A 25154-nucleotide genomic window follows, 5' to 3' on the forward strand; every position below is an offset into this window, starting at 1 on the left:
CGTCGGTCAGCAGGGGGCGGTGTCGGGCCAGGGGTCGGGCCAGCCGAGCAGATCCGCGAGGCGGGCGTTGTGCGGGGCGAAGTACGCCCGCAGCCGCGCCCGCAGCTCCGGGGTCAACTGCGACGGACCGACGTCGACCCGGCGGGTGTGTCGGGCGAACGCCGCCGGCGTGAACGGCGGCAGCTCCAGGAAGCGCAGGATCCCCGCGTACGTCCCGGCCGGGTCCGCGGCCAGCTCCTCGCTGCGGACCACGTACAGCCGTTCCCGGGGCAGCACGGCGAACCACCGGTCGAGCTGTTCGGCGTACCGGCCCCGGGCGAGGTACGAGTGGTTGCGCAGGGCGTGGTGGGCGGCGGCGGTCTCCGGGCCGGACCGGAGCGCCCGGGCCAGCCGCTCCTCCTCCGCGTCCAGCGCGTCGGCGAAGCTCAACGGCTCCGCCCCGTAGGACCGGGTGTGCAGGTAGTGCGAGTAGGCCCGCTCGACCGGATCACGGAGCAGCGCGACGAAGCGCGCCTCGGGCAGGGTCGCCGCCACCCGGGCCGGCACGCTCGGGTGGAAGAGGTAGTAGGGGCTCGCCTCGAAGCTGCGGACCCCGGGCGGGGTGGTCGGGAAGTGGGCCCGGTACCAGCGCTCGCCGCGCCCGTAGTGGAGGCTGAAGAACTGCAGCTCCTTGCCGGTGGCGGGCCGGACCTGCGGGTGGGCGGCCAGGTAGCGGTAGAGCGACGTGGTGCCGCAGCGCTGACCGCCGATGATCAGGAAGTCGGGGAGGCGGCCGGGCTGCCCCGGCAGCGCGGCGTGACCCCAGGCCCGGGTCGACCGCACGGTGCGCCGCAGCCAGTCGGTCACGGTACGGCGGCCGGGCCCACTCACGGTCCCACCGCCCCGGTGCGCCGCGTCGGCACCTCGGCCCCGGTTCCGGTCTCGGCGCCGCCGGTCCGGGCCTGCCGCGCCCCGGAATCGGCGTCGACCTCGGCCTCGAGGGCACGCCGGCCGCCGCGCCGGATCACCGCGCGCAGCACCATGAGGTCCTCCCGATCCAGCCCGAGCGCCAGCACGGTACCGAGGTAGCCGACCACGATCACCGCCAGCCCCACCCCGAGCTGCGGGCCCCAGCCGGGTACCAGGCCACGGACGACGTACCCGAAAAGGAGGGCGACCACGGCGGCACCGAGCCCCTTGACCAGACCGGCGGTCACCGGCAACGACCGGACCAGCGCGCGGACCTGCACCACCCGGGCGACGTTCACCGCGGCGAGCGAGACCGCCCAGGCGACCGCGGCGCCCACGACGCCGTACGTCGGGATCAGCCAGAGGTTGAGCGCCACGTTCAGCAGCAGCGCCGCCACGTTGTCGGCCATGTTGACCGCCACCCGGCCGGACATGGTGAGCACCGTGCCGCACGGGCCGGTCACCGCGTTGACCACCTGCCCGAGGGCGAGGATGACGGTCACCGCCGCCCCGGCGACGAAGTCCGTCCCGCCGACCAGGCGGAGCAACTGCTCCGGAAAGACGAGCAGCGCCACGAAGGCCGGCAGGGAGAGCCGCGCGACCCAGCCGGTGGCGGCGGCGTAGATTCGGCGTACCTCGGGCATCCGGCCCTGGTGGTAGAGGTGCGCCAGGTAGGGGCCGAACGCGGCGTTGATCGGGGCCAGCACGAAGACCGCGACCGTGACCAGGCGGGTGGCGACATGGTAGACGCCGATCTCGTCGTTGGCGTACAGCCCGAGCAGGAGGGTGTCGATCCAGATCAGACCGGTCGAGGCCAGCGACGACGCCCAGCTCACCGTCGAGAAGCCGAACAACTCGCCGGGCCGGTACGCCGGGGGCGCCGGCGCGATCCGGCGCAGCAGCCGGGCCAGCGCGCCGAGGGCGAGCGCCGCCGCCGACCAGTTGGCGATCACCAGAGCCCAGAAGGCACCGGTGAGCCCCGCCCCGAAGGCGAGCGCCACCGCGCTGGCCAGCAGCCGGGTCACCGGCTCGTAGACCTGCCCGACCAGGGTGAACGGACGCTGGGTCCGCCAGCCACGGGTCGCCGCGAGGGCCGCGTCCAGCACGGTGCTCGCGGGCAGGGTCAGCGCCACCAGCCGCAGGCCCAGATCGAGCCCGGGGTCGTGCAGGACGCCGGCGAGCCAGGGGGCGGCGACGGCGAGCGCGACGGCGATCAGCGCCGACGAGCCGGCCGAGACGGCGAGGCCGAGCCGGATCGTGCCGCGTACCGCGGCCGGATCGCCGTCGGCGAGGTGCACCGCGACGAAGCGGGTCAGCCCGGCCCGGAACCCGGAGAGGGACAGCAGCCCGAGCAGCGACAGCACGGCGTAGCACTGGGCGTACCGGCCGACCTCCGCGATGCCGAGGGCGCGGGCCAGCAGCAGCATCACCAGGAACGCGGAGGCCTGGCCCAGCACCGCGCCGGCCAGGTTGAGGCTGCCGCCGCGGGCCATGCCGCGCAGGTACCGGCCGCCGACGCCCTCCGTCGACCGGCCCACCTCCGCGGTCATCCGGTGGATCCGTCCGTCACGACCGGTCCCCGGCCGCCCCGGGGTCGGGCCCGTCGCCGGCCGTCCGGGCATCCGGTCCGACGCCTCCGGCACCCACCGTGGCCGGCACACCCACGCCGTCCGCCGGGCCGGTCGGCTCCGGCTGGGCCGACGCCGGCCCCGCGGCAGACGGCGGGGCCGACCCGGGCGCGGAGGCCGGCCCGGCGCCCGCCGCGCCTCGCCCCCGGGACAGCAGCTCCAGGAGCGCCACCAGCAGCACCGCGACCACCAGGCCGGCCCCGGCGACCGGCAGTGCGGTACGTGCCAGCAGCCGCATCCGGTCGACCTCGCGTACCGGGCCGACGCTGGTGACCTTCGCCGGGTCGGCGGCCTGGGCCTGTGCCCGCGCCGCCTGCAACCGTCCCCGTGCCTGGGCCAGCGCGCTGGTCGCCGCGTCCCGCTGGGCCAGCAGCGCCTGGTAGTCGGGGAGCTTCGGGCCGATCTCGTCCAGGGTGCGCTGGGCGTCGGCGATCGCGTCGGCCGCCGCGTCGGCGCCTCGCGTGTTGCCGACCGCCTGCATCTGGAGCCGCTGCTGCCGAAGGCTGGCCAGCTCGCTGAGCGCCGCCTGGTAGACCCGGTCCGGCTGGGACACCTTGTTGGCCTTCTCCCAGTCGCTGATCGCCCGGGTCGCCGCCGTCACGTCCGCGCTGGCGGACTCGACCTCACCGGTGGCGATCTCCACCTGGGACGAGAAGAGAAACGAGAGGGCGTGCTCGGTGGTCGCGCCGAGGACCGGCGCCACCACCGCCCGGTCGGTGCTCTGGTAGCTCACCTCGAGCTGGCTGCTCGCGCCGACCTGGGTGACGGTGAGCCCGTCGCGCAGCGCCTCGACGTCGACGCCGGTCGCGGCGGAGACCTCGGCGAGCACCGTCGGCGCGGTCACCGCCGCCCCGAAGGCCGCCACGAACTGGTTCGCCGCCTGGTTGCCGCTGTACTGGGAATCGCCGCCGACCAGCGCGGGTGCGGCGACGTACGCGGTGGCGGCGTACCGCGTGGGCGCGAGCAGCACCAGCGCCGCGGCGGCGCCGGCGGCGAGGACCGGCACGGCCACCAGGAGCCAGAGCCGCCGCCGGGCAACCCGCAGGTAGTCGATGATCTCCACGTCAGCTCCTGAGTGCGGTGGGCGGGGAAGGAGAGAGCGCCCCGGCCGACGGCCGGGTGACGGGGGCCGCCGGGCGGCGGGCGACGGCGCTCGCCGCTGCCGCGAAGGCGACGAAGTACCAGAGCGTGACCACGTTCGAGATGGCATTGGAGGCGGCGCTGACCGCGACGAAGGCGACGGCACAGCCGGCGAACCCGACCGCGATCCCGCGGTCGAGGCTGCCCGGGGGCGCCCGGCGCAGCGCCGTCCGGGCGGTGTGGAGGCAGAGCAGGAGCATCGCGAGGTACGCGGCGAGCCCCAGCAGCCCGGTCTCGACGTACGCCCGGAGGAAGTCGTTGTGTGGTCGCTTCGCCTCGTCGGTCTCGCGCTGGGTCATGTTGGGCCCGATCCCGGTCACCGGGTTCCGGTCGGCCAGCTCCACGATCTCCGTCCAGTACGTCACCCGCCAGGCGAGGGTGTTCCCGGTCGGCCCACCGCCGATCGCCCGCTCGTCGGCGAGCTGGGCGAACCGGTCGCCGACCGCGGGGAACAGGGCGGGGCCGGCGACGGCGACGACCGCGAGCAGCGCGAGCAGGCGACGGCTGCGGTGCAGCACCGCCACCACGACGAGGCCGAGCGCCGTCCCGAGGATCGCGCTGCGGGTGTTGGTCAGCAGGAGGAAGAGCAGCGAGAGTCCGAGCAGGACGCCGAGCGCGATCCGCAGCCGACGGGAGAGGAACCGGTAGATCCCGAACCCGAAGACCACCATGAACATCAGGTAGCGCCCGAAGGTGGTGGACTGGCTGAACGGGCCGCTGATCCGGGTGAAGTTCCCCTTGACCTCGGCGGGCGGGTGGCCGAGTGCGGAGAGCAGCACCGTGTAGCCGAGCGCCAGTACCAGCGAGGCGTAGCAGGCCAGCAGGACCCGGCGCAGGACGGCGGAGTCCGGCATGAGCTGTTCCAGCACCACGAACATCACCACGACGGTGAGCACCCGCAGCGCCTCCAGCAGGCTCGGCTGCGGCTGGGCCGCGCCGAGGGCGCTGACCAGGCCGGTCGCCCCGACCAGGAGCATCGCCCAGCCCAGCGGGGAGCCGCGGAGGCGGCCGTGGGCGCGTACGCGGGCGGCCAGCCAGAGCCCGGCGGCGAGCAGGAACAGGACGGCGAGCATGGTGGACGGGTCCAGCAGCCGGGCGGCGTCGGCGTCCGGAACCCGACCGGCGACCGGTCCGGAGATCTTGAACAGGTCGACACAGGAGCGGATCGCGAGCATCACCAGCAGGTAGCCGGCGAACCGCGTCAGCGCGAGGACGGCGACCGCGACGCCCGCGGCCACGGCGAGGGGCAGCACCACCGCCACCCGGTTCCCCTCGGCGAGTGCCCTGCCGGAGACGACGGCGACCGCCGCGGCCAGCGTCGTGGCCACCCCGACGCCGACCGCCCCGACCCTCACTCGCACGGACGCGCCCCCTGTCGTCGCTGACGTGGTTGACGGATGGCGCCACGCCCACCGTGTCGTCACCGGCCGCCGGACCGGCCCGACCTGGCCCGGCCCGAAAGCCGCCTCAATCTAGCCGGGCGGGCCCGGCGGACAGAAGTGGACGACGCGGCGAGTCCGGCATCCGTTCCGCGGCCGGTGTCCGACGCGGAGCCGGGGGACGGCGGGGGCGCGGGGGGCGGTCGGGAGGCCGGCCGGGCGAGGTCGAGGTAGAGGCGTTCCAGCTCACGGGCCGCGGTGTCCCAGCTGTACTCGGCGACAACCTGCTCGGCCAGCTGGACGGCGCCATCCCGCTCGCCGGGCAGGTCGGCGACGAGCCGGGACAGGGCCCGTACCAGGTCGTCCTCGTCGCCGTCGCGGAACAGCCGCCGTCCCGGTCCGTCGGCCCGGAGCACCTCCAGGTGCGGGGCGATGTCGCTGGCGACCACCGGCAGGCCGTACGCCGCCGCCTCGAGCAGGGTCAGCGGCAGCCCCTCGAGCCGGGAGGGCTGGACGAAGCCGGCGGCGTTGCTGTACAGCTCGGCGAGGAGGTCGCCGTAGACGAAGCCGGTGAAGACGATCCGCTCGTCCCCCTCGGCGGTGCGCCGCAGCCGGGCCACGAAGTCGTCGCTGAACGAGGAGCCGCCGACCAGCGCCAGACGCAACCCGGTCGGCACCCGGCGGAACGCCCGGACCAGCAGGTCCGCGGCCTTCTCGGGGACCAGCCGGCCGACCAACATCAGGTACGTGCCGGCGGTCAGCCCGAACCGGGAGGTGATCTGTCGGGGCGGGAGCCGGCGGGGCGGCACCACCCCGTTCGGGATGTACCGGGCGGCCCGTCCGAACCGGTCCCGGTAGTGGGCGGAGAGGCCGCGGGAGACGGCGATCCGCTCGTGGGGGACGTACCCGCTGAGCCAGTACGCCGCGCCGAGCACCGCCCGCGCCCCGGCGCCCCACTTGTCACGCTGGTTGTCGAGGCCGTGCACGGTGAGCACGACCCGGGCCCGGGAGGCCACCCGCGGCAACGGGGCGACCAGGGCCGGGCCGAGGCCGTGGTAGTGCAGGATGTCCGGGCGCTCGGCCATCGCGGCGATGGTCGAGGCGGTGGAGTGCACGATGGCGTCCAGGTGCTTGCTGGCAATGGTGCGGACCTGCCGCAGCCGTACGCCGCGGTACCGGTCCAGCGGCACGCTGCCGTAACTCTGCCGACAGTAGACGGTCACCTCGTGGCCGTACGACGCGAGCCGGCTCGCCAGCTCCTCGACGTGCCGCTCGATTCCGCCGTACGTCGCCGGCATCCCCTTCTGCCCGATCATCGCGATGCGCAGCGGTCGCCAGTCCGGATGCCGCACCCTGCCTCCCTGTGACTCGGCGCCCCGTTTTCCCAGCTCGGAGGCCCGGCGCGTGGTGTCCCAGCTCCCGTGGCGCGGTGCTTTCGGCGAGCCGCCTCGTGCCACCCCGGCCACGCACGGCCAGATCGGCCGCCGGGCAGCCGTCGGGAAAAGATCATGCTCCGATCCGTCGATCTCCGGAAGGGGCTGACCGGGTCGACGATCACACGGCGCCGGAGGACGTTCCTTCTGCCGGGGACGGGGTCACGGCCGGCCGGGTGGACGGGCCCGGCGGTCCTGCCGCGACAGCGGCGGTCGCCGGGCGTTCGTCACGCCGGTGCAGGCACGGGCGGTGGACGCCGGACCGTCAGGGTTTGCGGGCGACGCCGACGAGGTTGTGCAGCGGGCGCGGTGGGTCGCCCGGGGTGGGGTCGGGGCGCCACCGGGTGACGTCCACCAGCCCGGGCTCGACCAGTTCCAGGCCCTCGAAGTAGCTGGCGATCTCCTCGGGGCTGCGCATCGCGTACGGCGGATTGGCCGACTCGTTCCAGATCCGCATCACGTCGTTGAGTTCCTGGTTGGTGTTCGTGCCGTCGACGACCACCAGGTAACTACCGCTGGGAAGGGCGGCCATGATCCGCCGTACCACCGACCGGGCCTCCTCGACGGTGGGCAGGTGGGCCAGGATCCCGGACAGGATCACCGCGACCGGCTTGGCGAGGTCGAGTGTCCGCGCCGCCTCCCGCAGGATCTTCTCGGTGTCGCGAATGTCGGCGTCGATGTAGTCCGTGGCGCCCTCGGGGCCACTGGTCAGCAGGGCTCGGGCGTGTACGAGGACGAGCGGGTCGTAGTCGACGTAGACGATCCGGGACTCCGGGGCGACCGCCTGGGCCACCTCGTGGGTGTTGTTGGCGGTCGGCAGCCCGGTGCCGACGTCCAGGAACTGCCGGACGTGGGCCTCGCCGGCCAGGTACCGCACGGCCCGGTTGAGCACCGCGCGGTCGGCCCGGGCGATGTCGACGATGATGGGGTACGCCTTCGCGATCTCGTCGCCGAGGGCCCGGTCGACGGCGTAGTTGTCCTTGCCGCCGAGCCAGTAGTTCCAGACCCGGGCCGTCTGTGGGACGGTGGTGTCGATTTTGGACCGGGAGATCTGCTCCCCGCCGGACAGATGCGTCTCGTTGGTCACCGGTAACGCCTTTCGATCGGCCGCCGCCCACATGGCACGCGCCGAGAATACACGCGATCACCGATACGACTCGTCGAGCTCCCGAATGAGCTGCTCCAGGATCCGGACGGTGTCCGTCAACGGCGCGGCCTCGACGAACAGCCGGTTCACCGCGTCGAAGTAGCAGTCGACGTCCTCCCGCTTGTCCAGGTAGAGCGCGCTGGTCAGCTGTTCGATGTAGACCAGGTCGGGCAGGTCCTCCTCGGCGAAGCGCAGGATCGTGAACGAGCCGCCGGCCGCGGCGTGCCCGCCGGCGGCGAGCGGGATCACCTGGAGCCGCACGTTCGGCAGCTTCGTGACGATGCCGATCAACGCCTCGAGCTGGTCGCGCATCACCCGCGGGCCACCGACCGGGCGCCGCAGCGCGGCCTCGTCGATCACCGCCCACAGCGTCGGCGGATCCGGGCGGGTGAGCAGCTGTTGCCGCTCCATCCGGAGCCGTACCCGCCGGGCGACCTCCTCCTCGCCCGCGGTGCCGAGCCCGAGGCGAACCACCGCGCGGGCGTACTCCTCGGTCTGGAGCAGTCCCGGGACGAACTGGACCTCGTAGGTCCGGATCAGTGTCGCCGTCGCCTCCAGTCCCAGGTACCGCTGGAACCAGTTCGGCGTGATGTCGCGGTACGCGTGCCACCACGCGGGCGTGTTGGCCTCCCGTACCCGGGCCAGCAGCGTCGCCCGTTCCTCGCCGTCGGGGACGCCGTAGAGCGTCAGCAGGTCCCGGACGTCGCGCTCCTTGAAGCCGACCCGGCCCAGCTCCATCCGGCTGATCTTCGACTCGGATGCGCGGATCGCGTTGCCGGCCTCCGCCCGGGTCAGACCCCGCTCCTCACGCAGTCGCCGGAGCTGCGCGCCCACCAGTACCCGGACCGCCGTAGGGCCGTCGCCGGGGACGTCCCGCCGCGGCAACCGACTCATCCCGTACCTCCGGTTCTACCCGACGCCAAGCATGCCACCGGCCATCCGCCTGAGCTACCGGCCGCGCCCCTCGGCCGGGGCTGTCATCGGGCCGCCGATCGGGCGGGTCGGCTAGCGGCTCCGGGTGAAGGTCCGGCCCGGCCCGTCGGCCGTGGTCGCGACGGTGAGGGACCGCCCGTCGTCCGCGAGGTGGATCAGCAGCGTGACGGAGCGCTGCTCGTCGCCGGCGACACCCACCTCGTCCGTACCGGTGAGGACCAGGCGGTAGCGGTGCGCCGGGGCTCCGGTCCCACCGTCGACCAGCGGCTCCAGCCGCCCGCGGTAGGTCAACGGGTCGCCCTCGGCGACGTACACCGTCGAGCCGTCCGGCTGCACGGTCAGCGAGGCCACGTCCGAGGGGAAGTCGCCCTGGTACGTCCACCGTCCGGCCAGGGGCCGGAGGGGGTTGGCGTCCGGACCGGGTGACGCCGTGGCCGGGCTGGGCGGCGGTGTCGTCGTGCCCGACGCGCCCTGGCGCGTGGCGGGACCGGTCCCACCGTCGTCGGCGCCGCAGGCCCCCAGGACCAGGGCGGACGCCAGGACCAGCGCCACGCCCGCGCGTCCCGCGACGCCGATTGCTCGGCCGGCGGCTCCGCCGCTGTCCATGGTCTGCCTCGTCCTCCTGCTCCGCCGCGTCACCGTAGCGCACCGGTGCGGCGCCGGCCGCCACCGACCTGTGCGACATCTGTGCGCGCGACCGACATCGATGTGCGTCGACGTATCGGTGCCGGTCGGTAAAGCCAGGAGGCATCCGTGTACCTCGTGCGGCGCCGCCCGCTCGGGCTGGCATCGGCAGTCGTCATGGCGGTCTCGATCCTCGGCGGGGTGCCGGAGTCGGCGGTCGCCGCCCCCGGGGACGACCTCTCATTAGCCCGGGAACCGTCGGTGCCGGCCCGCCCGGTGCGGGTACCGGACGCGGAGCCGGGCATCGTCGAGCAGCGCGCACTGCGTACCATCCCGACGGTCTCGTGGCCGAAGCCGGGAGCGGCCGAGGTCACACTGGAGCCCGATGGCGCAGGGCGGAAGGAGGCCGCCCGGAGCGCCGTGCGCACCGCGCGGACGAAGGCCGGTGGCCTGCCGGTCGCGGTCGGTGCGCCCCGCGACGACGCGGGTACGGCGGCCCCCGGCCGGGTCCGGATCGAGCTGTTGCCGCGGCAGCAGGACCGGCTGCTGCTGCGGGTCCGGCGTACGGACGGGGTGGCCGCCACCGGTCGGGTCGGAGTACTCGCCGAAGGAGTGCGTCGTCGGCAACCTTCCGGCACCCGACTCGAACACCAAGCGCTGCCACCCGGCGCGGTGGACGCCGGACGGGCAGGCCGCCGAACGCGAGGACTGGTTCAACAAGTACGTGGTCACCCAGGTGACCGAGGCGGACCGCACCACCGGCCTGCCGCCGACGGTGACCCGGATCGAGTAACCGGGCACGCCGGCGTGGCGGTTCGGCGACGCCGACGGCCTGGTGGCGGAGAACCGCAAGACCTGGTCGCAGTGGCGCGGATACGACCGGGTCCGTATCCACAAGGGCGATCCCGACGGCGTCACCAGTGTGATCGAGTCGCTGTTCTTCCGCGGCATGGACGGCGACCGCACCGCGTCCGGCGGCCGGAAGGAAGTTGTCTACCCCGACTCGACCGGCAAGCCGGTTCCGGACGCCGATCCGCTGGCCGGCACCGCGCGGGTGAACACCACGTTCGCCGCCGACGGCACGGTACGGGAGAAGGAGGTCACCTGCTCCGGGTCGGCTTCCAGCTCGTCTACACCGATCAGTACGGCGAGGGGCACCCTCCCGATCCGGAGCAGATGGATGAGTGGATGGACAGCCGGGACGGCGACGACGAACACCCGTACACGTCCGTGCTCCGCGGCGCCGTGACACCGCGAAAGATAAAGGTGGACAGGTATGGCAACATCACGCTCGGCGGGCAGCCCGCTGACTGACGGAGCCGGTGACCAGGTGTGGGAGGCGGTCGCGCGGCTGGTCGAGGAGTGGGCCGACCGGTTCGCCGGGCGGCTCCGGGCCACCGTTCCCGACCTGACGGTCCGGGTGCGCCACGACCACGTCCGGTCGGCGGTCGAGTACGGGAGCTGGGTGGAGCTGAACCGGGGCACCGCGGCACGGGACGCCGATGGCGTCCTCGTCGAGCTGCTCTTCATGGGCGACACCCGGATCGCCGACCTGACCGTCTACGAGCAGGGCGAGGTGGTGCTCGTCGACGAGGAGCTTCCGTACGACGAGGCGGGCGGCACCGAGCAGACCCTGGCCGTCACCCGGCGCGCTGGACCTGGTCGACGGGCACGTCGCCGAGATCGAGGCGGCGTTGCGGTGACCGCGGGGAGCGGCCGTCCCGGCCGGCCGCTCCCCGCCGGTTCGCGCACGTGCCCCGGACCGCGACGGGTCGGGGGCGTACCGGCCGACGGGCGTGGTCAGCGCCGTGGCGCGGGCTCGCCCGCCGGCCGACAGCAGCGTCCTCATTCGCCGTCAGGTGGGGTCGGTGGTGCCCGTCTGGCAGACCGCTTCCGCTCGGGCGGTGGGACCGGGGTCGGGCCGTCGGGCGCCCCAGGCAGCCTCGACCAGGGCGGGGAGGACCTGGGCGGCGGATCCGCGTAGGTTGAGGGTGCAGTCCTGGTCGAGCGGCGTGGGTTCCGGATTGACCTGGATCACGGCCGCGCCGGAGCGCGCCGCGACCCGGGGGATCGTGGCGGCCGGGTACACGACGCCGGAGGTGCCGACGACCAGCAGCAGGTCACAGGCGGTGGCGGCGTCGACCGCCGCGGCCAGGGCAGCCTCGGGCAGCGCCTCCCCGAACCACACCACGCCGGGCCGGACGAGCGCGCCGCAGTCCCGGCAGCGCGGCGGCGGCAGCCGGCGTCCCTCCTCCGGTTCGGTGTCATCGTCGAGATCGGTGAGGGTTGCCGGGTGGGCGGCCTCCGCGGCGCAGCGGGGTGCGAAGAGACTGCCGTGCAGGTGGACCGGGGCCGGGGATCCGGCCCGCTCGTGCAGGTCGTCGACGTTCTGGGTGATCACCACCGTCCCGGGGACCATGGCCTCGATGGCGGCCGTGGCCAGGTGTCCCGGGTTGGGCTGCGCCCGGCGCACCCGGGCACGCCGCCACTCGTACCAGCCCCAGACGAGCTCCGGATCGGCCTCGAACGCCTCCGGGGTGGCGAGCTGCTGGGCGTCGAAGCGGGCCCACAGCCCGGTGAGATCGTCCCGGAATGTCGGTACGCCGCTCTCGGCCGAGATACCCGCACCGGTGAAGACGACGATCCGACGAGCCTGCCGGAGCAGCACGGCGGCTTCGGGCGGCAGAACACTCTCCATCCGAGAGATCCTGCCACCGCCGTCAACATCCGGTCCCGGCCCGGGCCGCGCGGGACCCCGGACCCGTTCGAGGTTCGGGGTCCCGCCGACCGTGTCGGGGGATGCCGTCACCGCATCCGATCACTCATGCTCGGCACCGCGTTCGCTACCGCGGGCGCCGGGGCACGTCGGAAGAGCCGGCCTGGCCACCAGGTGGCCCGGCCGAGGTGCAGGGCCAGGGCCGGAACCAACAGGCTGCGGACGAGGAACGTGTCGATCAGCACCCCCACCGCGACGATGACGCCGGTCTGCACCGACGGGACCAGCGGCAGGACGCAGAGCGCGCCGAAGGTGGCCGCCAGGACGACACCGGCGCTGGTGATCACGCCGCCGGTGACCGTGAGGGCGCGGAGTACGCCCGGGGCGTGGCCGAGCGCCGCCGCCTCCTCCCGGGCCCGGGTCATCAGGAAGATGGTGTAGTCGACGCCGAGCGCGACGAGGAACAGGAAGGTCTGTAGCGGCAGCCCGACCCAGAGCCGGGGATGCCCCATCAGGTCGAGGATCAGCCCCGCACCACCCAGCGCGGCCAGGTACGACAGCACCACGCTCGCCATCAGCAGCAGCGGCGCGACCAGCGCGCGCAGCAGCACCACCAGGATCAGCAGCACGACCGCCAGGATCAACGGCATCACCACCCGGAGGTCCCGGTTGGTGATCTCGGCGGTGTCCAGCTCGTAGGCGGTGTCGCCACCGACCAGCGCGTCCGCGCCGGGCACCGCGTGCACCGCGGCACGGATCCGGCTCACCGTCGCCAGCGCCGCGTCACCGGTCGGGTCGGTCGTCAGCGTGGCCCGCAGCCGGACCCACCGGCCGTCCGCCGAACGCTCCGGCTCGGCGACCGCCGCCACGCCCTCCACGGCCCGGGTCGCGTCCGCCACCGGCCCGGCGGCCTCGGCGGCGGCCAGGATCTCGACCGGAGCCGTGGTGCCGGCGGGGTAGTGCGCGGCGATCAGACGCTGCCCGGTGACCGAGCCGACCTCCCGGGTGAAGTACTCGTTGCCCGGCAGACCGACGCTGAGGGTGGTCATCCCGAGGGCCAGGACGCCGAGCGCCAGCGCGGTGCCGACCCAGGTGACGCGGGGCCGTCGCCCGACGGCGTGGGCGATCCGTGCCCAGACACCGTGGTCCGCCGTGACGTCCCGGTCGGCGAGGTCGGGGGAGTAGCGCGGAACGAACGGCCAGAACAGCCACCGGCCGCAGATCACCAGCACGGCGGGGAGAAGTGTCGACATCGCGACCAGCGCGGCGGCGACCCCGACCGCGCAGACCGGACCGAGACCACGGGTCGACGGCAGCTCCGCGGCGAGCAGGCAGAGTAGACCGGCGGCCACCGTCGCCGCCGACGCGCACATCGCGGGCAGGCACCGGCGCAGCGCCACCGCCATCGCCGCGTGCCGGTCGGCGTGCCGCCGCAGCTCCTCGCGGTAGCGCGCCACGAGCAGCAGTGCGTAGTCCACCCCGATGCCGAAGACGAGCACGGTCAGGATGTTCTGGCTCTGGAAGTCGACGACGAGCCCGCCGTACCTGGCGAGCAGGTAGACCACCGCGCTGGCGAGCTGACCGGCCACCCCGGCGGTGAGCAACGGGATCAGCCAGAGGACCGGACTCCGGTAGGTGATCAGCAGCAGCAGGGTCACCGTGGCGACCGTGGCCAGCAGCAGGGTGAGGTCCATCCCGGCGAAGGCGTCGAAGAGGTCGGAGTCGGCCCCGGCCGAGCCGGTCAGCGCGGTCTGCAAGCCCTCCGGCGCCCCCGACGACAACCGCTCCTTCACCGGTCCGATCGCGTCAGACTGCTCCTCGTCGGTGCCGGCGAGCGGGAAGCTGAGCAGCAGGGCCCGTCCGTCCGCGCTCGGCATCGGCGGCGGCACCCGGCCGCCCTCGGCGTACCGGGCGAACGCCGTCCGGTCCCGGTCGACCTTCGCCCGGTCCGCCGGGGTCAGGCCGGTCTCCCGGACGTACACCGCGACGGCGATCAGGGCGTCCGACTCCGGGAACGCGGCCGCGGCCCGCTCCGCGGCCCGGCTCGTCTCGGCCCCGGCGGGCAACGCCCCGAGACTGTCGTTGTTCTGCACCTCGGTGAGCCGGAGCGCGAGCGGTCCCATCAGCGCCGCGACGGCGACCCAGAGGGCCAGCACCGCGTACACGGCGCGCCGACCGGACAGTACGCCGGCCAAACCGTGCCTGGACATACGAATTCCTCCTGAAGGATGCGAAGCGACCGCAGGCGGATCAACCCGGGTTCGGCCCGGTGGCTGTCGCGGTCATGCGCGTCCTCGATCCAACGCGGCGGCAGCACCGGTGGCAGGAGTGGCACGTCCCGGACCGGGGGTGGGCCTAGCACCACTGCCCATGCCTCGGTGGGCCCGCAGAATGAGCGCATGGACCCCGGCCTCGATGTGCTCCGCTCGTGGGTTCGCCCCCGGCTGCGGTACGCCGGGCAGGGGCTGCTGCTGGCCCTGCTCGCGGCGACCGCACACGTCACGCTGTTCGTGCTGTCGGTGGTGGCCCTGGTGTGCACCGTGCTCGGCGTCGGGCTGTACGCCGTCCCGGCGGTGACCGCCGCCGTACGAAGGCTGGCAGACCTGAACCGGCGACTGGCCGGCGCGTGGACCGGAGTCGAGGTGCCGGCACCCTATCGGCCGCTGCCGGCCGGGGCCGGGGTGTGGAGACGCTACGGCTGGGTGGTCACCGACCCCGCCACCTGGCGGGACCTGCTCTGGCTGCTGCTCGCGATGCCGGTCAACCTGGTGCTCGGCGTGCTGCCGTCGGCCCTGCTCCTCTACGGGGTGGAGGGGGTCGTCGGCGTGCCGCTGCTGCTCTGGCGGCTCGGCGCCTGGTACGGCTACGGCGTCATCTGGCCGATCGACGGCGCGTTCGACGCGCTGCTGACAGTGCCGCAGGGAGCACTGATCGCGCTGCTCGGGCTGCTGGTCGGCGACCACGTCCGGTGGTTGCAGGCGTGCGTTGTCCGCGCGCTGCTCGGCCCCACCCGGGGTGCGGCGCTGCGGCAACGGGTCCAGCAGCTCACCGAGAGCCGAGCGGAGACGGTGGACGCCCAGGCCGCCGAGCTGCGCCGGATCGAACGGGACCTGCACGACGGCGCCCAGGCCCGGCTGGTGGCCCTGCGCATGAGCATCGGGCTGGCCGAGCAGCTGATGACCCGGGACCCGGAAGCCGCGCAGAAGCTGCTCGCGGAGGCCCGGGAAACCAGCGCACGGGCCCTGGGCGAACTGCGCGATCTGGTGCGCGGGATCCATCCGCCGGTGCTCGCCGAGCGGGGCCTCGACGGCGCGGTCCGGGCCCTCGCGGTGGCGCTGCCCATTCCCGTCGAGGTCGATGTGGACCTGCCGGGCCGGCCGCCGGCGCCGGTCGAGTCGGCGGCCTACTTCGCGGTGGCCGAGTCGGTGGCCAACCTCACCAAGCACAGTCGCGCCCGGCACGCCTGGGTCCGCCTCCGGCACGACCGGGGGCGGCTTACGATGGTCGTCGCCGACGACGGGGTGGGCGGCGCCGACCCGAGTGCCGGGACGGGGCTGCGCGGAATCGAGCGACGGCTCGCCGCCTTCGACGGCACGGTGTCCGTGACCAGCCCGCCGGGCGGAGGTACGACCGTGACAATGGAGCTGCCGTGCGAGTTGTCATCGCCGAGGACCTCGCCCTCCTCAGGGACGGGCTGACCCGGCTGCTCCAGGCGTTCGACTTCGAGGTGGTCGCCACCGTCGACAATGGACCGGCGCTGCTGCCGGCGCTGACCACGCACCGGCCGGACGTCGCCGTGGTCGACGTACGACTGCCACCGACCTTCACCGACGAGGGCCTGCAGGCGGCGATCCAGGCCCGGGCCCAGATTCCCGGCCTGCCGATCCTGGTGCTCTCCCAGCACGTCGAGCAGCTCTACGCCCGCGAGCTGCTGGCCGACCGGGCCGGCGCGGTCGGTTACCTGCTGAAGGACCGGGTCGGCGATGTCGGACAGTTCGTGGACGCGGTGCGCCGGGTGGCGGCGGGCGGGACGGTGATGGACCCCGAGGTCGTCGCCCAACTCCTCGTCCGGCGCGAGACGAAGCCGCTGCACCGGCTCACCCCACGCGAGCGTGAGGTGCTCGGGTTGATGGCCGAGGGACGGTCCAACGCCGCGATCGCGAACCGGCTCTTCGTCACCGAGAAGGCCGTGAGCAAGCACATCAACAACATCTTCGGCAAGCTCGGCCTGCCTCCGTCCGAGGACGACAATCGCCGGGTGCTGGCCGTCCTCGCCTACCTGAACGCCTGAGCGGCCGAGCGGGCACCGGCGCCGCCCCGTCCGCCCGGCCGGGCACCGCCGCCCGCACGGCGGTGCCGGCGCCGCCCTGGGGACGCGGCGCCGGCACCCGCTGCGGCGTCAGCCGTCGGTGCCCAGTGCCGCCACCGGCGTGACCCGGGCCGCCCGTCGCGCCGGCAGCACCCCGGCGAGGGCGGTCAACGCGATGAGCGCCGCGAAGACCCCGAGCAGGGGGAGGACCGGCAGGGTCAGCGGCGCGGCGAGGCGGAGCGCCTTGACCGCCAGCCAGGCGTACGGGATGCCGAGCACGAGGCCGAGGGTGGCGCCGATCAGGCCGTACAGTGCGGCTTCGGTGGTGAGCATGAGGCCGAGGCCGGACCGGGAGAGGCCGATCGCGCGGAGCAGCCCGGATTCGCGGACCCGCTCGACCACCGACAGCGCGGTGGTGGTGCCGACGCCGACCACCGCGATGATCACGGTGAGCCCGACCAGGCCGATCGCGATCCCGATCAGGGCGTCTAGGAGCCGGTTCGCCTCGTCCCGCTCGTCGGCGTGGACGGCCAGGCCGACCCCCGCGGTGCCGTCGAGCGCCTGCCGCAGTGCCCGTACCGCCGCGGTGCGGCCCTGCTCCCCGGGCCGGGCCGCGTCGGCCAGCAGGCCGGAGTACCCGGAGGGGACACCGAGCCGATCCAGGTCACCACGGTCGGCGACCAGTCGGGTGGCCAGCGGAGCGGCGTCGGGCAGGATCGCCGCGACCCGTACCTCCGTCTCCCGCTCGCCGTAGCGGAGGGCGACCGTGTCGCCGACCCGGAGTCCGGTGTCCCGGGCGGTCTGTTCCGCCAGCACCACGCGGCCGGGCCCGAGGTCCGCGAGGGAACCGTCTGCCACGTCCAGGTGTCGCGTCGTCGGCAGCGCCCGCAGGTCTAGATCGGTCGTCAGCAGCGCGGATGCCTCGTCGTCGAGTCGGACGGCGTCCGGACCTCCGCGCGCCAGGGTCAGTCCCGCGAGCCGCCGATAGGGGGTGACCCGGGTGAGCGCGGAGTGGGACCGGACCCGCTCCACGAGGCCGGGCGGCAGCGTTTTCCCGTCCTCGGCCGACAGCTCGAGGTCCGCCGGGGCCCGCAGCGCCAGTTCCCGGTCGCTGACCACCCGCACCGAGTCGCCGCCGACCAGTACCCCGGTGATCAGGGTCACGCCGAGCGCGACGACCACGGAGACCGCCGCCGCCCGCCGCGGCGCGCCGCCGATGCCCCCGACCGCGAGCCGTCCGATCGGGCCGAACCGGCGCACCGGCCAGCCGACCACCGCCAGTACCGGTCGGACCAGTACCGGCCCGAGGGCCACCAGGGCGAAGAACGCCAGCGCGCCGGACCCGACGAGGAGCAGCAGCACCTGTCCCATCCGGTACTGCTGCTGCTCCGGCTCGGGCAGGCGGGTGATGACCACGTACGCGAGCAGCGCCGCACCGGCGAGCAGCCCCAGGCCGGACACCAGCCGCGGGGTGGCGATGCCGCGCCGGCCGGGGGTGGTGCCGGCCACCCGCAGCGCCTCCAGCGGTACGACCCGGGCGGCGGAGAACGCGGGCGCCAGGACCGCGAGCACGGTGACCAGGACCGCCCCGAGCACCACCGCGACGGCGATGCCCAGCGGCGTCCCGGGCGACGACACCTCCAGCCCGGCGCTCCGCAGCACCGGCGGGACGCCGTGTCCGACGGCGAGCGCCGCGGTGACCCCGACCACCCCGGCGACCAGGCCGGTGAGGGCACCCTCCGCGGCCAGCGCCCGAAGCAGCGCGCCCCGGCCGGCGCCGATCAGGCGCAGCAGGGCGAGCTGCCGCATCCGCTGGGCGAAGACGATCCGGAAGGTGGAGGTGGCGACCAGCGCCGCCGCGACGACCGCGATGGCGACGAACATCGCGACCAGGGCGAAAAGACTGTCGAGCTGGTCGATCGCCTCCCGGGCCTCCCGGTCGCGTGCCTCGACGCCGAGGGAGAGGGACGGCCGTTCCGGAGCGGTGGCGGCCAGAATCGGTTCGATCCGCCGGCGGACCTGGTCGGTGTCCGCCCCGGGTGCGAGGCGCAGGTCGATGCGCTCCACACGGTCGGGACCGCCGAGGGCCGCCACGACCGCCTCCGGCGCGTATGCGTCCTGGCCGGCGTCGGTGCCCGCCTCCACCAGGCCGCTGACGGTGAGGAGGACCGAGGCCGGGGCGGGCGCGTCGGTGGCGACGACCGCGGTGGTGCTGGCGCCGACGATGAGCCCCATCCGCTCGGCGGTGCGGCGGGTGATCGCCACCTCGCCCGGCGCGTCCGGGTAGCTGCCCTGGAGCAGCCGGGTGGTGGCGAGCGGGCCGCTGCCCGGATCCCGCCGTACCTCCAGGTAGAGGTCGCCGATCCGCAGGCTGGTGCTGCCCCGCCCCGCCGCCTCGGCGACTCCGGGGACGGCGCGGATCCGGGCCAGCGTGGCGGCGTTGGTCGGCGGTTGGTCACCGCCGCCGACCACGAGGTCGGCCGAGGCGGGGATGGTGGTGACGTTGTCGTACGCGGTCCGTTCGGTGATCTGCCGGGTCAGCACCGTGGCGTAGACGACGAACGCGGCGACCATGATCGCCAGGCCGGTGAGGAGTAGCCGGCTGGGGCGGCGGACCGCCGCGACGACCTGGGTACGGAGCACCGGCGCCCTCATCGACCGACCGCCAGCCCGTGCAGCGCCTCGGTGACCGAGGTGTGATCGGGTTTGTCGAGATCCCCGGCGATCCGGCCGTCGGCGAGCAGCACCGCCCGGTCGGCGTACCCGGCGGCGACCGGGTCGTGGGTGACCATCACGACGGTCTGGCCCAGGTCGCGGACGGAGTCGCGCAGGAACGAGAGGACCTCCGCCCCGGAGCGGGAGTCGAGGTTGCCGGTTGGCTCGTCGGCGAAGACAACCTCGGGGCGGGAGATCAGCGCCCGGGCGAGCGCCACCCGCTGCTGTTGGCCGCCGGAGAGTTCGCTGGGGCGGTGGTGCAACCGGTCGCCGAGCCCCAGGACCTCGACCAGGTGGTCGAGGAGTCGCCGCTCCGGCCGCCGTCCGGCCAGGTCGAGCGGAAGCGTGATGTTCTGCGCGGCGGTGAGCTGCGGCAGCAGGTTGAACGCCTGGAACACGAAGCCGATCCGCTCGCGGCGGACCCTGGTGAGCACCCGGTCGGACTGGCGGGTGAGGTCGGTGCCGCCGAGCAGCACCTGGCCGGCGGTGGCGGTCTCCAGCCCGGCGAGGCAGTGCATCAGCGTGGACTTGCCCGACCCGGAGGGACCCATGATCGCGGTGAACTGTGCGCGGTCGAAACAGACGGTCACCCCGTCCAGGGCACGTACCGCGGTGTCGCCGGTGCCGTAGACCTTGACCAGGTCGACCGCGGCGACGGCGGCGGTGTGCGGCTCCCGTTCGGCGAGCCGTTCGTACGTTCTCATGAATCCTCCTGCGATGGCTTCGCTGACCGTCGGAAGCCTCGTCGGGCCGGGCCCGCCGGCACATCCGTCGGCAGGGAGGATCACGCGCCACGGGATCTGTCTTTCGGCTGATCTGGCGCTGCCGGCCGTCTGGCTACGCTGGGTCACGATGATGACGGAGGGACTTCGGCGCTGGTGGCTGCGGCTCGCTCAGCTGGCCGCGCTGGCGATGATGGCGCTGGTCGGCCTCTTCGACCTCCGGGTCGGCCTGGTCCAGGGAATGGGCCTGCCCGCGCTGGCACTGTTCGTCGTACGGGTGGGACTGGCGGTGGCGACCGCGCTGGTCTGCCTTCCCATCCACCGGCAGGGCTCCCGGCGGCTGCCGCAGGCGGCGATCCTGCTTGCCGCGGCGTCCCTGACCGTCACGGCCGGGATGCGGCTGATCGACTTCGACGGCATGGGCGGCGGCAGCTGGGGGCTTGCCGAGGCACTCGGGCTGCTCGGGGTGATCTTCGTGGTGGCGCGTCGTGCCGCGCCCCGATGGGCACCGGCGGCGGTCGGGATCACCGGGCTCGCCGTCGCCGTTCTCCCGTTGCGGGTCGGCACCACCGACGGGCTGGTCATCATCGGGCTGATCCAGGCGCTCGGCGGGGCGGGCGCCGCCGCCGCCGGGACGTACCTGCGGCTGCTGGCCGCCGGACGCGAGCGGGCCGTCGCGGCGGTCCGGGCCGAGCAGCGCGCCGAGTTCGCCCGGGACCTGCACGACTTCATCGCCCACCACGTGACCGGGATCGTGGTGCAGGCCCAGGGGGCGCGCATCGTCGCCGAACAGGATCCACAGCGGGTACTGGTCGCCCTGGAGCAGATCGAGCGGGCGGGGGCGGAGACGATGGCCTCGATGCGGCGGATGGTCGGGGTCCTGCGTAACCCGGACGCCGATCCCGACGCGCCCCTGGCGCCGGTCGCCGGGGCGGCCGACCTCTGGTCCCTCGTGGCGGGCTTCAACAGCGGCGCGACGGCCACCCAGGCCCGGCTGCACGTCGACGGAGAACTGGAGGGGTTGCCGGTCGAGGTCTCCACCTCGGCATACCGGGTGGTGATGGAGGCGCTGACCAACGCCCGCCAGCACGCGCCCGACGCCCGCGTCGTCGACGTGCTGGTCCGGCGTACCCCGGACTGGCTGCTGGTCCGGGTGACCGACGACGGCGCCACCCCGCGCACCCCACCCGCCCGTGGGCACGGGTACGGCCTGATCGGGCTGGCCGAGCGGGTCCGGGCCGTGGGTGGGACGATCTCGGCCGGGCCCGCCATCGGCGGAGGCTGGCGGGTCGACGCCGCCCTACCACTGAACCGGGAGGTTGCCTGGTGATCCGGGTGTTGATCGCCGACGACCAGGCGATGGTGCGGACCGGCTTCGGCATGATCATCGGCGCGCAGCCGGACATGGAGGTCGTTGGCGAGGCGGCGGACGGCGTCACCGCCGTGGAGCTGAGCCGGCGACTGCGCCCCGACGTGGCGCTGCTCGACATCCGGATGCCCCGCCTGGACGGGCTCGAGGCGCTTCGGCTGCTCGCGGGGCCGGGCGTCGCCGACCCGCTGAAGGTGGTCGTGGTGACCACCTTCGACCTGGACGAGTACGTGCACACCGCCCTGCGCAACGGTGCCTGCGGATTTCTGCTCAAGGACTCCGGCCCGGCGCTGCTGGTGGAGGCGGTCCGCGCGGCCGTCTCCGGCGACGCCCTGATCAGCCCCTCGATCACGGTACGGCTGCTCGCGCACCTCAGCACGCCCGTCCCGGCCCACGACGACGCGGGTCTGTCGCCCCGGGAACTCGAGGTGGTCCGGCTGGTCGCCCGGGGCCTGACCAACGCCGAGATCGCCGAGCGGCTCTTCATCGCCGTCGGCACGGTGAAGACGCATCTCGCGAGTGTGCAGACGAAGCTCGGCGCCCGAAACCGCGTGGAGATCGCCGCCTGGGCCTGGGAACGCCGGCTCGTCGACTGAGCGCCGCCCGTTTGGTGCCCCGGATCACCCGGTCCGTATCCACGACGCGGCCCGGTGCCGCGGCATCGGCGGACCCGGGCGCCGGTGCCGGGCGGCGGGTCGTCGGGACAACCGGTGCCCGCGTGGTCCGGGCGACCTCCCACCGGGCCCCGACGGCCGATCCGACGGGTGTTCAGGCCGGCGGTCTCGTGGCCGGTGCCAGCCAGTCCGGACGCGTAGCCCCGGGGACGGTGAACGTCGCGAAGTCGGTGGTCTCCCGGAACGCGGGCACGGTGTAGAGGTCGCGGGCGTACGACCACAGGTTCGGAAACGTGTGTAGGCCCGGGTTGAGGGTCCGGTGGGCGTTCGGTCCGACGTCGTAGCGAACCAGGGTCACCCAGAGCCGGATGTCGGCCTCGGTCAGGGTGGATCCGACGAGGTAACGCCGGGCGGCGAGGCGCCGGTCCAACTCGGCGAAGGCGGCGAGCAACCGGTCCCGGGCGTGCGCTCCCGCCGACCCGGGGCGGGTGGCGGCGTACACCCCGTCGTTGACGGCGGGGCCGAGCCAGGCGTCGATCTCGTCGATCTCGGCGCGATGCCGTTCGGGGTAGACGTCCACCACCGGATCGGCGAGGTGCCGGAACCGGGTGGCGAAGTCGATCTCGATGGTCCGGACGTCGTTGCTGACCACGGACGCGGTCGCCCGATCCCACAGGACCGGCACCGAGACGTGTCCGTCGAACCCCTCCTCGGTGGCCTCGTACACCTCCCGAAGCAGGGTGAAGCCGTTGACCGGGTCCGGACCGTACCGCTGCCGGAAGGCCCAGCCCCGCCCGTCGCGCTCGTTGTCGACATAGGACAAGGTCACGACGTCGGTCAGGCCGGCCAGGATCCGGGTGATGGCCACCCTCTGCGACCACGGGCAGGGCCATCCCGCGTACAGGTGGTACCGGCCGACCCGGGGGGTGAAGCCGCTGCGACCGTCGTCGGTGATGCGTCCGGTGAACCGGAAGAGCGGATGGGGATCGTCGGCGTCACAGGGTACGCGGTACTCACCGTAGCGGCTGGTGTTGGCCGGGCTGGCGAACCGACTGAACCGGGAATACCGTGGCATCGCCCCACCCCCGTGAAACCGGACGTTGCTACCCGCCGTAAATCATAGTTTGTTGATGGGTTATGTCTACAGTTGACCGGCGGTCGCTGTTCCACGGGAAGGTCTGACCCGGGACGGCGCGGTAGACCGACCCGCGATCCGCGACCTCCTCGCCGGCGGGGCGTGGTCGCCCTCGGAGGCGAGTTCCGGCGACACGGTGCGGCGCGGCGGCGTCGGCGCGATCCGAAGAACCCGGAACGACATCGATCGACGATCGTCGGCGTGTGCGAGATGTGTGCGGCCGCGTGATAGACCGCCCTGGCACCGGTACCGACGACGGCGTACGCGGAATCGTCGTGTGCCATCGATGACGAGGATTCGGAGACATGAGTAAGATCACGTTCGAGTTCGGTGAGGTCGAGACCCTCACCAGGGAGGTGCACCGAGCCGCGGCCGAGGTCACCAAGGGCGGCTCGGCGTGGGCGGGCGCCCCGTCGACGGGGTGGGCCGGCGGAAGCAAGGTGGGCTTCTACAACGGAGTTCCGTACTCCTCGCCCGTTCCGACGGTGAACGCCTTCGGCAACACGGGCGCCGCGTTGGCGTGCATGAGCGCCTACCAGCAGGCGGAGAGCGCCATGCGTAATGTCATGACCGCGTTCGGCAACACCCTCGACTCCGACGCCGAGCGGCTCGAACTCGTCGTGGCGTTGTTTCGGCAGGTCGACGCGGAGGCGGCCGACCGGATGTTGCAGGCCAACCGGAACCGCCTCGACGTGTTCAGCGCACACCTCGACACCGGCCACGGCGACGGCGGCGATGCCCGGCGGGCCGGGCAGATCGACCGGCTGCTGGGACTGACGCGCAACTCACCCCTGGGCGCGGGCACCGTCGTCGCCGGTGACTTCAACAGCGTCTCCACCGACGGCAGCCAGTCGGCGCAGGCCATCCAGCGGTACGGAACGCAGGGCTTCGACGTCAACCAGGGCGACATCCACGACGGACGTGGCGGCACCTCCGCCAGCCACCGCAGGATCGACCACCTGATGCCGCGCGGCCTGGGCGCGTCCGCTGCCACCCGCTGGGATCGCGGCCAGTCCGACCACGACGGGCAGGTGGTCGACGTCACCCTGCCGGGCTGGTGACCCTCAGTCGACGAAGATCGGGACCTGGGTGGTGGAGCGGCTTTCATCACCCTTCCCGAGGTCGTGGACGCTGGGTGCACCGGTGCGGACACCCTTGCCGGTCCGGACGACGACGGCGTTGCCGAAGTCCTCGTTCAGACCGGGAAGGATCGGAATGCCGCCGTTGCTGGCGTAGTGCTTCTCGCTGGCCTTGCCGAAGTAGACCTCCCACCGCTCGCCGGGCGCGGCCCGCTTGTTCAGCTCTCGCTCCAACTCCTCGGCACCGCCCCTGAAGACCTCCTGAAGCGTCGCGATGTCGACGCCACCATCGATGATCCGCTGGGCGAGCTCGTCGAAGTCGCCGTGGTCGTGGCCGGGTTTGCGATCGCGCCAGTTGTTACCCCCACCGCCCTGCTGGATGTTGTAGTTGAGCATCCGCAGGGTCCGCGCCGACCACCTGCCCTGCCAGCCCTGTAGCTGCCCGATCGCCGAGTTGAAGACGTCTGCCTGGGCGTTCAGCTGCTGGTCCACCCGGGACCGGATGGCCTGGGCCGTCGCGATCGCCTCCTTGACCAGTGCGGTCTGCTCGGCGTCGGCCGGATAGAAGGTCAGCACGCCCCCGGCGTCGCTACAGCGCACGTGGGCGAGCTTCCGCCGTTCGGTGTCCAGCAGGTTCTGGTTGTAACGCAGTGTGTCCGCGCAGGCTCCCAGCGCCCGTGCGACGGTGTTGGCCAGTTCCGCGCAGGCGTCCAGGTCGGCGACGAGCTTCCGGCGGTGGCTGTCGTAACGCTCGGCGGTGTCACCGGTCCACGCCTCTCCGCCGAGCACCCGGCTGGCGGCACGGCCGACGATGTCCGCTGCGGAGCTGAGCTGCCTGGCCTGGGACTTCCACAGTCCTTCGAGACTGTCGAGGGCGGCCGGGTTGGCCTGCAGATGCCAAAGGTCGGTCGTGGTCTCACCCATCGCGGTCTCCTCCCTCCTGCGCCGACCGCTCGGTGTCCCACCCTGGCGGGACACCGGGGGTGGGACGCCAAGCGGCGGCAGGCGCCACGGGATGTGGCGGCCATGCCAGGCCCGCCACTGGCGGTCGAGCGTGTCACTTCTCCCGGACCGCGCGGCATCGACGGTTGCCGAGCCAATCCGGGACCATACGCCGGATCGACAGTCGACCCGTATCCAGGGTGGTGAGATGGCCGCGGCGGCCGGTCATCGTAAGGCAGGCCCGAATGATAGACGGCATGGCCATTTCCGTCCATGTGGTCGGACCGCCGTTGTGCGTGGGCGGAATCTGTGCGCGCGGAT

21 protein-coding genes are annotated in these 25154 nt (G+C 73.6%); 7 read left to right on the forward strand and 14 right to left on the reverse strand.

The window, feature by feature from the left end:
* Positions 1-6: 6 nt before the first annotated feature.
* The 8 genes from EF879_RS21215 to EF879_RS21250 form a co-directional block, all read right to left on the reverse strand.
* Positions 7-870 (reverse strand): sulfotransferase, encoded by an 864-nt coding sequence (locus EF879_RS21215; RefSeq protein ID WP_123561360.1) that lies wholly within the window; start codon positions 868-870, stop codon positions 7-9.
* Positions 867-2498, reverse strand: coding sequence for an oligosaccharide flippase family protein (locus EF879_RS21220; protein WP_158624227.1), 1632 nt, complete (start codon positions 2496-2498; stop codon positions 867-869). Before EF879_RS21220 ends, EF879_RS21215 begins: the two co-directional genes overlap by 4 nt.
* A 16-nt stretch (positions 2499-2514) precedes the next feature.
* Complete coding sequence (locus tag EF879_RS21225; protein WP_158624229.1) at positions 2515-3639, reverse strand: Wzz/FepE/Etk N-terminal domain-containing protein; 1125 nt, start codon at positions 3637-3639, stop codon at positions 2515-2517.
* A gap of 1 nt (position 3640) precedes the next feature.
* Positions 3641-5077 carry an O-antigen ligase gene (locus EF879_RS21230; RefSeq protein WP_148086512.1) on the reverse strand — a complete coding sequence of 479 codons (1437 nt, stop codon included), beginning with the start codon at positions 5075-5077 and terminating at the stop codon, positions 3641-3643.
* A 59-nt stretch (positions 5078-5136) separates the two neighbouring features.
* Positions 5137-6447, reverse strand: coding sequence for a glycosyltransferase family 4 protein (locus tag EF879_RS21235; RefSeq protein ID WP_123561368.1), 1311 nt, complete (start codon positions 6445-6447; stop codon positions 5137-5139).
* A 346-nt stretch (positions 6448-6793) separates the two neighbouring features.
* Positions 6794-7648, reverse strand: a complete 855-nt coding sequence (locus tag EF879_RS21240; RefSeq protein WP_123561370.1) for an SAM-dependent methyltransferase — start codon at positions 7646-7648, stop codon at positions 6794-6796.
* A gap of 24 nt (positions 7649-7672) precedes the next feature.
* A complete protein-coding gene (locus tag EF879_RS21245; protein WP_123561372.1) occupies positions 7673-8569 on the reverse strand; it encodes a helix-turn-helix transcriptional regulator in 897 nt (298 codons plus the stop codon).
* Between the two features lie 111 nt (positions 8570-8680).
* Positions 8681-9214 carry a hypothetical protein gene (locus tag EF879_RS21250; RefSeq protein ID WP_148086513.1) on the reverse strand — a complete coding sequence of 178 codons (534 nt, stop codon included), beginning with the start codon at positions 9212-9214 and terminating at the stop codon, positions 8681-8683.
* Between the two features lie 484 nt (positions 9215-9698).
* Here EF879_RS21250 and EF879_RS27040 point away from each other — a divergent pair, with 484 nt between their 5' ends.
* Positions 9699-10025: a hypothetical protein gene (locus EF879_RS27040; protein WP_148086514.1), complete on the forward strand. Its 327-nt coding sequence runs from the start codon at positions 9699-9701 to the stop codon at positions 10023-10025.
* A gap of 42 nt (positions 10026-10067) precedes the next feature.
* Positions 10068-10481: a hypothetical protein gene (locus EF879_RS21260; RefSeq protein ID WP_123561377.1), complete on the forward strand. Its 414-nt coding sequence runs from the start codon at positions 10068-10070 to the stop codon at positions 10479-10481.
* 606 nt (positions 10482-11087) lie between these two features.
* On the opposite strand, the gene EF879_RS21265 is transcribed toward EF879_RS21260, so the two are convergent.
* Both EF879_RS21265 and EF879_RS21270 read right to left on the reverse strand, forming a co-directional pair.
* Positions 11088-11930, reverse strand: coding sequence for an NAD-dependent deacylase (locus EF879_RS21265; protein ID WP_123561379.1), 843 nt, complete (start codon positions 11928-11930; stop codon positions 11088-11090).
* Between the two features lie 107 nt (positions 11931-12037).
* Complete coding sequence (locus tag EF879_RS21270) at positions 12038-14158, reverse strand: MMPL family transporter (protein ID WP_123561381.1); 2121 nt, start codon at positions 14156-14158, stop codon at positions 12038-12040.
* A gap of 189 nt (positions 14159-14347) precedes the next feature.
* Between EF879_RS21270 and EF879_RS21275 the strand changes: the two genes are divergently transcribed.
* Together EF879_RS21275 and EF879_RS21280 are read left to right on the forward strand one after the other, a co-directional pair.
* Positions 14348-15646, forward strand: coding sequence for a sensor histidine kinase (locus tag EF879_RS21275; RefSeq protein ID WP_123561383.1), 1299 nt, complete (start codon positions 14348-14350; stop codon positions 15644-15646).
* Entirely contained in the window at positions 15598-16239 is a 642-nt protein-coding gene (locus tag EF879_RS21280) for a response regulator transcription factor (protein WP_123561385.1), read from the forward strand. The genes EF879_RS21275 and EF879_RS21280 overlap by 49 nt, the downstream gene beginning before the upstream one ends.
* Positions 16240-16347: 108 nt before the next feature.
* Here the strand turns inward: EF879_RS21280 and EF879_RS21285 are convergent, their stop codons facing one another.
* Positions 16348-18912 (reverse strand): FtsX-like permease family protein, encoded by a 2565-nt coding sequence (locus EF879_RS21285; protein WP_123561387.1) that lies wholly within the window; start codon positions 18910-18912, stop codon positions 16348-16350.
* Positions 18909-19676: an ABC transporter ATP-binding protein gene (locus tag EF879_RS21290; protein ID WP_123561389.1), complete on the reverse strand. Its 768-nt coding sequence runs from the start codon at positions 19674-19676 to the stop codon at positions 18909-18911. The genes EF879_RS21285 and EF879_RS21290 overlap by 4 nt, the downstream gene beginning before the upstream one ends.
* 148 nt (positions 19677-19824) lie before the next feature.
* On the opposite strand from EF879_RS21290, the gene EF879_RS21295 reads away from it, so the two are divergent.
* The gene (locus tag EF879_RS21295; protein ID WP_123561391.1) at positions 19825-21024 is read left to right on the forward strand and encodes a sensor histidine kinase; all 1200 of its coding nucleotides are present in this window, start codon (positions 19825-19827) and stop codon (positions 21022-21024) included.
* The gene (locus tag EF879_RS21300) at positions 21021-21659 is read left to right on the forward strand and encodes a response regulator transcription factor (RefSeq protein WP_123561393.1); all 639 of its coding nucleotides are present in this window, start codon (positions 21021-21023) and stop codon (positions 21657-21659) included. Before EF879_RS21295 ends, EF879_RS21300 begins: the two co-directional genes overlap by 4 nt.
* Before the next feature lie 172 nt (positions 21660-21831).
* On the opposite strand, the gene EF879_RS21305 is transcribed toward EF879_RS21300, so the two are convergent.
* A complete protein-coding gene (locus EF879_RS21305) occupies positions 21832-22752 on the reverse strand; it encodes a glutathione S-transferase C-terminal domain-containing protein (protein WP_123561395.1) in 921 nt (306 codons plus the stop codon).
* 365 nt (positions 22753-23117) lie between these two features.
* Here EF879_RS21305 and EF879_RS21310 point away from each other — a divergent pair, with 365 nt between their 5' ends.
* Positions 23118-23873 (forward strand): hypothetical protein, encoded by a 756-nt coding sequence (locus tag EF879_RS21310; RefSeq protein WP_123561397.1) that lies wholly within the window; start codon positions 23118-23120, stop codon positions 23871-23873.
* A 3-nt stretch (positions 23874-23876) separates the two neighbouring features.
* Here the strand turns inward: EF879_RS21310 and EF879_RS21315 are convergent, their stop codons facing one another.
* Positions 23877-24815 carry a WXG100 family type VII secretion target gene (locus EF879_RS21315; RefSeq protein ID WP_123561399.1) on the reverse strand — a complete coding sequence of 313 codons (939 nt, stop codon included), beginning with the start codon at positions 24813-24815 and terminating at the stop codon, positions 23877-23879.
* Positions 24816-25154: the final 339 nt, after the last annotated feature.

Source organism: Micromonospora sp. HM5-17 (genome assembly GCF_003762835.1).
Classification (GTDB): domain Bacteria; phylum Actinomycetota; class Actinomycetes; order Mycobacteriales; family Micromonosporaceae; genus Plantactinospora.